We start from the raw sequence: 11,756 nt of genomic DNA, 5'->3' as shown, positions 1-11,756 counted from the left end.
CCGGGCCCTTGTGACGCGACCCGGCTTTCACCGTCGGTGAGGAGGGGCTCGGCATGGTGCCCGGTCCGGTGCCCGCCCTGCTTTCCAGAGTGACCTCGTCCGCGCGGTACGTGTGCCTGAGAGATTCCGGGGAGGATTTGCTCCTTCGGCGCCCCCGTCGGACCCGTCGAGGCCAATGCCTGTCCAGGTCCCCGGAGGACTCTCCCGCGCGGGGTCCACAGCCAATCGCCAGCCTACCAGCGGCGATGCCGACGCCGGATCTCCCGGGCCGGTGCATCTCCGCCGACTCCCCCATTACTCCCGCTTGGTGGCTTTTCTTGCGCCCCGAGGGTTTTCCCGGCTTTGCCGACGGCCTCCCGGGGAAACCAGGAGAAAGAGAGGGACGGAAGTGACTCCCGGGAGGACGGATGCAGTCGGATATCGATCCTCGGACCCTGATCGGCCGCAAGGCCTACGACCGGGACGGAGCGAAGATCGGCACCGTGGACGAGGTCTACCTCGACGACGCCACCGGCGAACCCGAGTGGGCGGCCGTCCGCACCGGGCTGTTCGGCCGCGACGCGTTCGTCCCCCTGGAACCGAGCGAGGTCGTGGACGACTCGCTGCGCATCCCCTACGACCGCACGCTCATCAAGGCCGCCCCCGACCTGGGCGTCGGCCGCCACCTCTCCCCCGAGCAGGAGCTCCGCCTCTACCACCACTACCGCATGGCCCTGCCGGGCGGCTCCGACCGCTGAGCCCCGCCTGCCGCGATTCCGCCGCTCGTATCAAGCCCGTCCGGCGTTCGAGGACAACCGCGCGGAGCGCGGTTCCGGGGGTGCGGGGGTGCGGGGGTGCGGGGGTGCGGGGGTGCGGGGGTGCGGGGGTGCGGGGGCTTGCCCCCGCAAGAAACGGCGAAAGTGGGGGTGCCCCCTCTGGGGGAGGGGCAGGGGCACCATCCGCGCCCGCAGGGCGCGCCCTCCCCGCTCACTACGCCGCCGACCCGCTCAGGCCCACGGCCGAATCGTCCCCGCCCCCATCCCGAAACGCCCCGCCCGGTTCCACGAGACGCCCCTCCCCCGAAGGTTGGATCAACGGCACCGGCTCGGCGGGTTCCAGATCCGGATCGTCGACGGCGAAGGTCCGCACCCGGCCGGGAGCCGTCGACCAGGGCTCCTCGAACCGTACGGTGACCCGGCCGAGGCCGCTGCCCTGGATCCAGCCCCGGCCGAGCTCGCGGTGTACCACGTCCAGACCGGGCAGCCACCGCCGTGCGGGCGCGGCGTCGTCGTCCGCCGGCCGGTCCCCCGCCCCGCCGGGAGCCGGGGGCTCGCTCCCACCCCCCTCGGGCCCACCCTCCTTAGGCCCACCCCCCTCAAGCCCCGCCTCGGCGGCCTGCGCGGCAGCGACCCGCGCCTGCGCCTGCGCGAAGAGATCCTCCTGCGTGTAGTCCGCGAGCCCGCTGACCCCGACGCCGAGCAGCCGCACCCCCGCGGTCGTGTCGACGCCCTCAAGCAGCCGGGCGGCCGCCTCCCGCACGACGGCGGGGTCGTCGGTCGGCCCCCGGAGCGTCTCGGAGCGGGTGAGGGTGGAGAAGTCGTACCGCCGCACCTTGATGACGACCGTGCGGCCCGACCGTCCGGCGGCTCTCAGCCGCCGGACGCAGCGGTCGGCGAGCCGGGCGAGCTCCAGTCGGACCCGCGTCCGGTCGGTCAGGTCCTCCGCGAACGTGTCCTCCACGGAGACGGACTTCGCGTCCCGCTCGGCCACGACCGGGCGGTCGTCGTGCCCCGTCGCCAGGGCGTACAGGCCGGCCCCGTGCGCCTTGCCCAGCAGCCGCACCAGCTCCGCCTCGCCCGCCTCGGCGGTCTCGGCGACCGTGTGGATGCCCGCGCGGCGCAGCGTCTCGGCGGTGGCGGGCCCGACGCCGGGGATGGTCCGTACCGGCATGGGCCCGAGCAGCTCCAGCTCGGTACCGGGCTCGATGACGACGAGCCCGTCCGGCTTCGCCTGCTCCGAGGCGATCTTGGCGAGCATCTTGGAGCCGGCGAGGCCCACCGACCCGCCGACCCCCGTCGCCGCGAGGATGTCCCGGCGCAGCCGCTCGCCCACCGCCCGGACGGCCTCCGTGGTCGGCTCGACGCCGCCCGCCTCCAGGTCCACGAACGCCTCGTCGAGGCTCAGCGGCTCCACCAGTGGTGACAGCTCGGCGAGCAGCCCCATGACCACGCCGCTGACCTTCTGGTACAGGCTGAAGCGCGGGGTCAGGTAGGCGGCGTTGGGGCAGAGCCGGCGCGCCTGGGCCGTCGCCATGGCCGAGTGCACACCGAAGACCCGCGCCTCGTACGACGCGGTGGCCACCACGCCCCGCGGGCCGATGCCTCCGACGACGACCGGCTTTCCGCGCAGACTGGGCTTGGCCGCCTGCTCCACCGAGGCGTAGAAGGCGTCCATGTCGAGATGCAGGATCGTCGGTGAACCTCTCACACCACGCATCGTCCCGCATGGCACTGACAATCGCCCTGACGTGCGACGACGAAGCCGCCCGCGCTGCCCCGGCACGGCCCGCTCCGGCCACACGGAAGCGGGCCCGGGGAACACCCCGGACCCGCTTCGCGTCGGAATCTCGCGGCGCGCCGCGCTCAGCCCGCCCGGTTCCGCCGCCGCGCCAGCTCGTCCGCCGGGTTGTGACCGATCAGCGTCTCGCCGGTGTCCACCCGCTCGCCGTGCAACTGGGCGAGCGCGCTCTCGACGTCCCGCCAGACCACGCCGACGGCGATCCCGAAGACGCCCTGGCCACCTTGCAGGAGCCCCACGACCTCGTCGGGGGACGCGCACTCGTAGACCGTGGCGCCGTCGCTCATCAGCGTCATCTGCGCGAGATCGGCCATGCCGCGCGAGCGCAGGTGCTGAACGGCGGTGCGGATGTTCTGCAGGGAGACGCCGGTGTCCAGCAGCCGTTTGACGATCTTGAGGACGACGACGTCCCGGAAGCTGTAGAGCCGCTGGCTTCCCGACCCGTAGGCGGGCCGCACGCTCGGCTCCACCAGCCCCGTGCGCGCCCAGTAGTCGAGCTGCCGGTAGGTGATCCCGGCCGCCGCGCAGGCGGTGGGCCCGCGGTAGCCGATCGTCTCCGTGCCGGCCGCGGCGCTCCCTCCGGTGTCCCCGTCGTCCGAACCGCCCGCCCGGGGACCCCGCTGGGAAGTGACCGCCGCCGGGGGGACCGGAGTGCTTCCCACGCCGCTCAGGCCATGGGTGGGGCCACCTCCCCTGCCGTTCAGGCTGGGGGGGAGGGTCACCGGTTCGACCGATCCCCCGTGCAGCGGATACGGACTGCCGACCGCTGTACCGTCGCCCGTGCTTCTCACGCCGACCTCCGTCCTTGACCTGCCTTCTCGACGGTAGGCAGTCGCTCGGGGTGCGTCAACGATCGCCACACTCGGCACGCCGAGTGATAATCACCCTGAGAGTGGTTTTACGTGTCCCCGCGGGGGAAAGGCTACTCGAATACCCTGCTGCGGCCCCGTTTCGCGGCTCCGGCCACAGCGCTTTCACCGCGGCCCTCCCGAGGGCCTGCGGCCGCGCCTCACTGGCTGTTGGTACCGAAGTCCTCCGGCGAGATCTGGTCGAGGAACTCGCGGAACTTCTCCACCTCGTCCTCCTGCTCGTCGGGGATGGCGATGCCCGCGTCGTCCAGCACGCCGTCACTGCCGTAGATCGGCGTTCCGGTGCGCAGGGCCAGCGCTATGGCGTCGGACGGCCTGGCGCTGACCTCGACTCCGCTGGCGAAGACCAGCTCCGCGTAGAACACGCCTTCGCGCAGGTCCGTGATCCGGACCTCCGCGAGCTGCTGCCCCACCGCGTCCAGCACGTCCTTGAACAGGTCGTGGGTCAGCGGTCGGGCCGGAGCCATCCCCTGCTGTGCGAAGGCGATCGCCGTCGCCTCCCCCGGTCCGATCCAGATCGGGAGGTAGCGGTCGCCTCCCACTTCGCGCAGGAGCACGATCGGTTGGTTGGAGGGCATTTCCACCCGGACACCCACGACATCGAGCTCGTTCACACAGCAACCCTAGGACGTGCTCGGCCGGTTTGGGTAGTCGGGGCCGCTCCCGGTCGCCGTCCGCACGGCCGGAGCCCGCCGTCCACGCGGCCGGAAGCTCACCGTCCGCGGGCCCGGGAGCTCACTGCCCGCGCGGCTGGAGCGCCGAGCGCACCAGGGCCGCGTGCAGCCGGACGGACAGTCCGGCCAGCTCCCGGGCGGTGGCCTCGGCATGGGCCCTGGTCTGCGGGTTGCGGTGCCTGCGCAGGGGTGCGACCACCTGTTCGACCAGGCCCGCCTCGCGGTCGGCCGCGGCCTTCACGGCCCGTAGGTGCCGCGGCTCCAGCCCGAATCGGCCCAGGTCGGCGACGAGCCGGGCGACGGCCACGGCGTCGGCCGCGAATCCGCCGTCCGGGTGGGCGACGACCAGGCCGTACGACTCCCACTCCACGAGCTCGCCCTCGGTCGCCCCGGTGAGCTCCAGCAGCTCGGCGCGGCCGATCCGCCCCTGGGGCCCGGCGGGAACGGCCTCCGGACCGGCCTCCGCCGGCTCCTCGGGCCCTCCGGGCGGCTCCCCGAGGTCGAGGGCGTCCCGGGGCTGCCCCGGGGCGGGCAGCGGGATCCGCTCACCGCGGGCCAGCGCGTCCAGGTGCTCGCGGATGACCTTCAGCGGCAGATAGTGGTCACGCTGCATCCGCAGCACCTGGGCGAGCCGCTCCACGTCCGCCGTGCTGAACTTGCGGTAGCCGGACGGCGTGCGCTGCGGCTCGACCAGGCCCTCCGCCTCCAGGAAACGGATCTTGGAGATGGTGACCTCGGGGAACTCCTCGCGCAGCAGGTTGAGCACCGTTCCGATGCTCACCAGCCGGCCCTCCACACCGGCGGTGCCGGAGGAGCCGGCACCGCCCGACGGTGTCTGCAGCATGGCCTTTCCCTCGGAATCCCTCGGAATCCCCCGGACGCGGTCGACGCGGTCCGGGAGGGGTCAGATGTTCCGCTGGCTGCCGAAGAAGACCAGGCGGTACTTGCCGATCTGCACCTCGTCGCCGTTCGACAGCACCACCGAGTCGATCTGCTCCCGGTTGACGTACGTGCCGTTGAGGCTGCCGACGTCCGTGACGGTGAAGCCACCGTCCGCGTTGCGCCGGAACTCCACGTGCCGGCGGGAGACCGTCACGTCGTCGAGGAAGATGTCGCTCTGCGGGTGCCGGCCCGCCGTGGTCACCTCGCCGTCCAGCAGGAAGCGGCTGCCCGAGTTGGGGCCGCGCCGGACCACCAGCAGCGCCGAGCCCAGCGGCAGCGCCTCCACGGCGGCCTGGGCCTCCGGGGAGAGCGACGGGATGGCCGTCTGGCCCGTGGTCTCGGAGTCGTACGCCTCCAGACCGGAGATGGAGATCGTGGACGTGGTCTCCGAGGCCCGCTCGGCCACGGCACCCGGCCGCAGCGGCGCACCGCAGTTGGAGCAGAACCGGCTGTTCTCGCCGTTCCGGTGACCACACCTCGTACAGACCGGCAAGGCAGCCCCTTCCCCCGCACCCGACATCGGCGTACCGAGACCTATGCGCGCGGTCGCCGTGGGATCGCCGGGAGGGACTCCCTGGCCCCCCTGGGCGACGCCGGGGGCACCCGGCTGGTCGCGGAACAGGGGGCGGCCCTCCTGGCCCCGCTCGTCGCCTTCCACCGGAGCCTGGGCCCGGTGGCGCGCGGAACCGCCGCCGCTCTGGCGGGAGCTCTTGCCGAACAACTTCGCAAACAACTTCACGGGCGATTCCCCTTGACCGAAACAGACCCGCCCGTGGGGCAGGACAAAACCTCGCTGCACACACCGTCCGACCTGGACATCCTTACAACGTCCAGGGCCGACAGACAGTTTCCATCACGCACCCCCGTCTTGGTGCGCCGACCCCCCGCAACTCTCCGCCCTCCCCGCAGAGCCCCTGCGTTCGCCCGCCTCACCGCGATGACGACCGAGCGTAGTCAGGCCGCTTCGCCGGACGCAAGGCGTTGACGACGATCTTCTCAGACCGGGAGATGTCGACCCCGGCCTGCTCCTTCTGCAGAGTCTGCACCACACCACCGGGGATGTTGAGAGCGGGCTTCAGATCGTCGGGCTTGCCGATGACCTTGAACTTGTAAGGCTGCGACACCTTCTTGCCGTCGATCTCCACCTTCCCCGCGGTGCCGGAGAAATATGTGTCGGCGGCCACGCGGACCTCGTTGAGCTGGATCGCCTCGGCGCCGGCCGCCCGCAGCTCCTGGACGGCGTCCAGCAGCATGTCCGGCTCCACCGACCCCTTGCCGTCGCTCACCGTGAGGACGATGCCGGGCCCCTGGGCGGCCACCGTGCCCGCCAGGATGCCGAGCTGCTGCTCCTTCTGCGCCGTCTGCTTACGGGCCTCCGCGGCCTGGTTGGAGCTGCTCTCCAGCTCCGTCCGCTGGCCCTCCAGCTTCCGCTTCTCGTCCTCGAGCCGTTTGGTGCGGTTGTCGAGTTCGTCCAGGATCCGCACCAGGTCCTCCTGGCGCGCACCGCGCAGCACACTGCTCTCGCTGTTCGACCGGACCTGGATCGCCAGCCCCAGACCAAGCACGCACAGCAGCAGGGCGACGGTGAACTGGGCCCGGGTGAACCGGGGCGGCCAGAGGCCCTTCACCAGCCGCTGACGCCCGGTCAGGGGCGGCTCCGGGGCGGGCCCGGAGGCGTCCTTCCCCGGCTCGCGTCCGGGCGCCGGCGGTTCGGTCCCGGCGGCCGGGGGCGGAGAGCCGGCGTCCGCCGGGCCCTCCGGTTTCCCCGGAGTCCCCGGACCCTCCTCGGACCCCTTGGGCTCCTTGGATCCCTTCGGCTCCTCGGGCGTGTCGTCGCTGCTCATCGGCCTCACGCCCGGAAGACGTGCCGCCGGATGGCGGCGGCGTTGGAGAAGATGCGGATGCCCAGGACGACCACCACACCGGTCGACAACTGCGCGCCGACGCCCAGTTTGTCGCCGAGGAAGACGATGAGGGCCGCGACGACCACGTTCGACAGGAACGACACGACGAAGACCTTGTCGTCGAAGATGCCGTCCAGCATCGCCCGCAGCCCGCCGAACACCGCGTCCAGGGCCGCGACGACGGCGATGGGGAGGTAGGGCTCGACCGCCGTCGGCACCACGGGGCGGACGACCAGTCCGACCACGACTCCCACGATGAGGCCCAATACGGCGATCACGATGTGCCCTTCCCTGTGTCGGCGGCGCGGCCGGCCGCGCCGCCCCCCTGCGGCCGTGCGGTTCGTACGGTCAGACTCGGCGCGGCCGGCAGCCGGATGTCGCCCTCGACGGAGACGCTCGCCCTGACCCCGTAGTTCTGCTGGAGGACGTGCAGGTACTGGCCGTCGACGCTGTCCTGGAACGAGGTGCTCATCCGCCGGCCGTCGCCGATCGCCAGCACCGTGTACGGCGGCGCCAGCGGCTTGTTGTCCACCAGTATGGCGTCCCCGGCCGCCCTGATCGCCGACAACGAGGTCAGTCGCTGGTCGTTGATCGCCACGGCCTCCGCACCGGCCTGCCACAGGCCGTTGACGACGCGTTGCATGTCGCGGTCGCGCACCCGGCCGGTGTCGGTGAAGCCACTGCTCTCCCGGGGGCCGCCGCCCCCGCTCTTGGCCTGCTTGGCGTCGTCGACGACCACCTTGACCCCGGGGCCGCGCACCTCCGTGGCCCCGGCGAGGAGGGACACCAACTCGGCCTTGTCCCCGCCGTGTTCCTCCAGGGCCTCGCGCTGCCGGTCCCCGACGGTCTCCCGCAGCCCGTTGACGTTCTTCTGCAGCGCGTCCGCGGCCGCGGTCTCCTTCTCGATGCGGCCGATGAGCTGTTCGCGCTCCTTGGCCAGCGTGGGTGCCGATATGCGCGCCTGCGCGGCTCCCAGCGTCACCACGACGGCGGCCAGCAGCAGCGCCCCGGCCAGCCCCAGCTTCGCCCTGAGCTTGCCCGGCAGCCCCGCGCCGCCCTCGGCCCGCCGGGCCGCCGCCTCCGCGTAACCGTCGTCCAGGCTGTGGTCCATCACATTGGTCAGCAGCGACATGGAGGCGTCGGGGCGCGACGGCGGTGCGGAGGTCCTCCGAACGGGGGGCTGCTGCGACATGCCGCACATCGTCGCACGTCGGGGGCGCCGTCTCCCAATGGCCCCACCGGCGTGCCGGAACGGGACCGGGAAGACGGCGCCCCGGTGCCGGTCGTCCGGTGTCCGCGGCACCGGGTGGTGCCGCGGACACCGCCGACGCTAGCGGCCCGCGCCGTCGACCACGGCGGACCACTCGTCCAGCAGCGCCTGGGCGGAGGCGTCGTCAGGCCCCTCGGCCCACAGGTGCGTCACGGCCTCGGCCGGGTCGGGCAGCACCATCACCCACCGCCCGTCCGCCTCCACGACGCGGACGCCGTCGGTCGTGTCGACCGAGCGGTCGCCGGCCGCCTCGACCACCTGACGCATCACCAGGCCCTTGACCGCCCACGGCGTGGCCAGGTCCCGCCGCAGGACGTGCGCCCGCGGGATCCGCGCGTCGATCTGACTCAGCGTGAGCTGGGTGCGGGCCACCAGGCCCACCAGCCGGACGAAGGCCGCCGTGCCGTCGAACACGCTGCTGGACTCCGGCACGATGAAACCGCCGCGCCCGTCCCCGCCGAAGATGGTCGACTCCGCCCGGCCGACCCGGGTGAGGTCGTCCGGCGAGGTCGTCGTCCACTCCACCTGCGTACCGTGGTAGGCGGCCACCTGCTCCGCGATCCGGGTCGTGGTCACCGGCAGTGCCACGCGTCCGGACCGCCGCTCGGCGGCGACCAGGTCGAGCATGACCAGCAGGGCGCGGTCGTCCTCGACGATCCGCCCGCGCTCGTCCACCAGCGAGATCCGCTCGCCCACGGGGTCGAACCGCACGCCGAACGCGGCCCGCGCGGACGAGACGATCTCCCCGAGCCGGACCAGACCGGACCGCCGGGCGTCGGCGGTCTCGGTGGGCCGCGCCTCGTCCAGGCCTGAGTTGATGGTCAGCGCCTCCACCCCGAGCCGGCCGAGGAGGCTGGGGAGGACGAGACCCGCACTGCCGTTGGACGCGTCCACGACGACCTTGAGCCCGGCCTCGGCGACGCCGGAGGTGTCGACGGACCGCAGCAGGGAGCCCGTGTACGAGTCGTAGACGCTCGACGGGAAGGACAGGTCGCCGATCTCCCCGGGGAACGCGCGCCGGTACTCCTGGCGGGCGAACACCCGGTCCAGCTTCCGCTGCCCCGCCTGCGACAGGTCGGCGCCGCGCTCGTCGAAGAACATGATGTCGACGGAGTCCGGCACCCCGGGCGTCGTACGGATCATGATGCCGCCGGCGCTGCCCCGCGCGGTCTGCTGCCGTGCCACCGGCAGCGGCACGTTCTCCAGGTCCCGCACCTCGATGGCGCTGGCCTGGAGGGCGGAGATGACGGCCCGCTTCAGGGCGCGGGCACCTCGTGAGTGATCACGAGCCGTGGTGACCGTGGCGCCCTTCTTGAGCGTCGTGGCATACGCCCCGGCCAGCCGGACGGCCAGCTCCGGGGTGATCTCGACGTTGAGGATGCCGGACACCCCGCGCGCCCCGAACAGGTGCGCCTGTCCGCGGGACTCCCAGATGACCGAGGTGTTGACGAACGCGCCGGCCTCGATCGTCTTGAAGGGGTAGACGCGGACGTTCCCCTGGATGATCGATTCCTCGCCGACGAGGCACTCGTCGCCGATGACGGCGCCGTCCTCGATCCGGGACGCCCGCATGATGTCGGTGTTCTTGCCGACGACGCAGCCGCGCAGGTTGCTCTGCTGCCCGATGTAGACGTTGTCGTGGACGACGGCCTTGTGCAGGAACGCGCCGCTCTTCACCACGACGTTGGACCCGACGACGGTGTGTTCGCGGAGCTCGGCGCCGGCCTCGACCTTGGCGTAGTCGCCGATGTAGAGGGGCCCGCGCAGTTCGGCGTCGGGGTGGACCTCGGCGCCCTCGGCGACCCAGACGCCGGGGGAGATCTCGAAGCCGTCTATGTCGACGTCCACCTTGCGCTCGAGGACGTCGGCCTGGGCCTTGACGTAGCTCTCGTGGGTGCCGACGTCCTCCCAGTAGCCCTCGGCGACGTAGCCGTAGATGGGCTTGCCTTCCTTCATCAACTGGGGGAAGACGTCACCCGACCAGTCGACCGGGACGTCCGGCGCCACGTAGTCGAAGACCTCGGGCTCCATGACGTAGATGCCGGTGTTCACCGTGTCGGAGAAGACCTGGCCCCAGGTCGGCTTCTCGAGGAAGCGCTCGACCTTTCCGGCCTCGTCCACGATGGTGATGCCGAATTCGAGCGGGTTGGGCACCCGGGTGAGGCAGACGGTGACCAGGGCGCCCTTTTCCTTGTGGAACCGGATGAGGTCCGTCAGGTCGAAATCGGTGAGGGCGTCGCCCGAGATGACGAGGAAGGTGTCGTCCTTGAGGGCCTCTTCCGCATTCTTGACGCTGCCCGCCGTGCCGAGGGGCTTCTCCTCGTTGGCGTAGGTGAGCTCCATTCCGAGCTCTTCGCCGTCGCCGAAATAGTTCTTCACCAGTGAGGCGAGGAACTGGACGGTCACCACCGTCTCCGTGAGCCCGTGCCGCTTGAGGAGCCGGAGCACGTGCTCCATGATCGGGCGGTTGGCCACCGGCAGAAGCGGTTTGGGCATGCTTGAGGTCATGGGGCGAAGACGAGTGCCTTCGCCACCGGCCATCACGACGGCCTTCATGTCGGAAGCGTCCTCCTTGAGAGATGACGGACCACCAACCAATTCCCCCGCAGCCCTTCCGGCGAACGTACGCGGGAACGTACGGCTACGACGGGACTACGTCGGGTTCAGTCGGCTGTGGTATCCGCCTTGACCAGTCGGCGGACTTGAACCACATACAGGATTCCTGCCCACCAATAGAGGGTTGTACCCCATCCTGCGAACGCCCATCCGAAAATAGTTGCGGGGAGCTTCAGCCAGCCGTCATTGTCACTGAGAAGCAGCAGCGGGAACGCGTACATCAAGTTGAAGGTCGCGGCCTTGCCCAGGAAGTTCACCTGCGGCGGCGGGTATCCGTGCCGCCTCAGGATCCACACCATGACCGCCAGCATCGCCTCACGGGCCAGCAGGGCCGCGGTGAGCCAGAGCGGAAGGATCTCCCGCCAGGTCAGGCCGACCAGGGTGGAGAGGATGTACAGCCGGTCGGCGGCGGGGTCGAGCAGCCGGCCGAGGCTGCTGATCTGGTTCCAGCGCCGTGCGAGCTTCCCGTCGAGGTAGTCGCTGACACCGCTCAGCGCCAGCACCAGCAGCGCCCATCCGTCGCACTGAGGCCCGTCGAAGACGGGCTGGAGGATCAGCCACAGGAAGAGGGGGACGCCGGCGAGGCGAGCCATGCTGAGGATGTTGGGGATGGTGAGGACGCGGTCGGTCTGGACGCGCGTCTCCTGGACCTCCACCCGGGGGCCTCCTGTGGGACGGTTCCTGTTGATTTCTTCTTGACCTTACCGGTAGCCGGGGCGACCGGTACGCACGGGTGGCCTCGGTTTACGGGCCCTCGGCATACGCGGGGCGTGCCGTAAACGCAAATAAGCCCTGGCGGGGAGCGATGCTCCCTACCAGGGCTTACCTGTAATTTTAGTTCGGCGGCGTCCTACTCTCCCACACGGTCCCCCATGCAGTACCATCGGCGCTGAAAGGCTTAGCTTCCGGGTTCGGAATGTAACCG

General features: G+C 71.3%; 11 protein-coding genes, 1 rRNA gene and 1 riboswitch. Of the genes, 1 reads left to right on the top strand and 11 read right to left on the bottom strand.

Annotated elements, in window-relative coordinates:
• Nucleotides 1–94: 94 nt before the first annotated feature.
• Nucleotides 95–217: riboswitch (glycine riboswitch) on the bottom strand.
• 190 nt (nt 218–407) lie between these two features.
• On the top strand, nt 408–737 hold the full coding sequence (locus ACZ6X9_RS30960) for a PRC-barrel domain-containing protein (RefSeq protein ID WP_469781338.1): 330 nt from the start codon (nt 408–410) through the stop codon (nt 735–737).
• 232 nt (nt 738–969) lie between these two features.
• Here the strand turns inward: ACZ6X9_RS30960 and ACZ6X9_RS30955 are convergent, their stop codons facing one another.
• From ACZ6X9_RS30955 to rrf, 11 genes are all read right to left on the bottom strand, one after another.
• Entirely contained in the window at nt 970–2,466 is a 1,497-nt protein-coding gene (locus ACZ6X9_RS30955; protein WP_469781337.1) for a DNA polymerase IV, read from the bottom strand.
• 155 nt (nt 2,467–2,621) lie between these two features.
• Nucleotides 2,622–3,347 carry a MerR family transcriptional regulator gene (locus ACZ6X9_RS30950; RefSeq protein WP_469781336.1) on the bottom strand — a complete coding sequence of 242 codons (726 nt, stop codon included), beginning with the start codon at nt 3,345–3,347 and terminating at the stop codon, nt 2,622–2,624.
• 218 nt (nt 3,348–3,565) lie between these two features.
• Complete coding sequence (locus tag ACZ6X9_RS30945; RefSeq protein WP_469781335.1) at nt 3,566–4,039, bottom strand: bifunctional nuclease family protein; 474 nt, start codon at nt 4,037–4,039, stop codon at nt 3,566–3,568.
• A 121-nt stretch (nt 4,040–4,160) separates the two neighbouring features.
• Nucleotides 4,161–4,943: a transcriptional regulator FtsR gene (ftsR, locus tag ACZ6X9_RS30940; RefSeq protein ID WP_469781334.1), complete on the bottom strand. Its 783-nt coding sequence runs from the start codon at nt 4,941–4,943 to the stop codon at nt 4,161–4,163.
• A 60-nt stretch (nt 4,944–5,003) separates the two neighbouring features.
• Entirely contained in the window at nt 5,004–5,840 is an 837-nt protein-coding gene (locus tag ACZ6X9_RS30935) for an FHA domain-containing protein (RefSeq protein ID WP_469781333.1), read from the bottom strand.
• A 130-nt stretch (nt 5,841–5,970) separates the two neighbouring features.
• Entirely contained in the window at nt 5,971–6,885 is a 915-nt protein-coding gene (locus ACZ6X9_RS30930) for a DUF881 domain-containing protein (protein ID WP_469781332.1), read from the bottom strand.
• Between the two features lie 5 nt (nt 6,886–6,890).
• Complete coding sequence (locus ACZ6X9_RS30925) at nt 6,891–7,223, bottom strand: small basic family protein (protein ID WP_004947174.1); 333 nt, start codon at nt 7,221–7,223, stop codon at nt 6,891–6,893.
• Nucleotides 7,220–8,137, bottom strand: coding sequence for a DUF881 domain-containing protein (locus ACZ6X9_RS30920; RefSeq protein ID WP_469781331.1), 918 nt, complete (start codon nt 8,135–8,137; stop codon nt 7,220–7,222). Before ACZ6X9_RS30920 ends, ACZ6X9_RS30925 begins: the two co-directional genes overlap by 4 nt.
• A gap of 138 nt (nt 8,138–8,275) precedes the next feature.
• The gene (locus ACZ6X9_RS30915; RefSeq protein WP_469781330.1) at nt 8,276–10,771 is read right to left on the bottom strand and encodes a sugar phosphate nucleotidyltransferase; all 2,496 of its coding nucleotides are present in this window, start codon (nt 10,769–10,771) and stop codon (nt 8,276–8,278) included.
• Nucleotides 10,772–10,878: 107 nt separating this feature from the next.
• Nucleotides 10,879–11,487, bottom strand: a complete 609-nt coding sequence (locus tag ACZ6X9_RS30910; protein ID WP_469781329.1) for a CDP-alcohol phosphatidyltransferase family protein — start codon at nt 11,485–11,487, stop codon at nt 10,879–10,881.
• A 181-nt stretch (nt 11,488–11,668) separates the two neighbouring features.
• A 5S ribosomal RNA gene (gene rrf, locus ACZ6X9_RS30905) occupies nt 11,669–11,756 on the bottom strand; the annotation flags it as partial.

The organism is Streptomyces sp. NPDC052910, assembly GCF_055585605.1.
The sequence above is the reverse complement of the archived record's forward strand: the minus strand, read 5'-3'. Positions and strand labels throughout refer to the sequence as shown.

Bases quoted from the DNA above. Each gene is read 5' to 3' on its own strand.
- ACZ6X9_RS30920 (WP_469781331.1), bottom strand. From the start codon at position 8,137: ATGTCGCAGCAGCCCCCCGTTCGGAGGACCTCCGCACCGCCGTCGCGC.
- ACZ6X9_RS30960 (WP_469781338.1), top strand. From the start codon at position 408: ATGCAGTCGGATATCGATCCTCGGACCCTGATCGGCCGCAAGGCCTAC.
- ftsR (WP_469781334.1), bottom strand. From the start codon at position 4,943: ATGCTGCAGACACCGTCGGGCGGTGCCGGCTCCTCCGGCACCGCCGGT.
- ACZ6X9_RS30930 (WP_469781332.1), bottom strand. From the start codon at position 6,885: ATGAGCAGCGACGACACGCCCGAGGAGCCGAAGGGATCCAAGGAGCCC.
- ACZ6X9_RS30915 (WP_469781330.1), bottom strand. From the start codon at position 10,771: ATGAAGGCCGTCGTGATGGCCGGTGGCGAAGGCACTCGTCTTCGCCCC.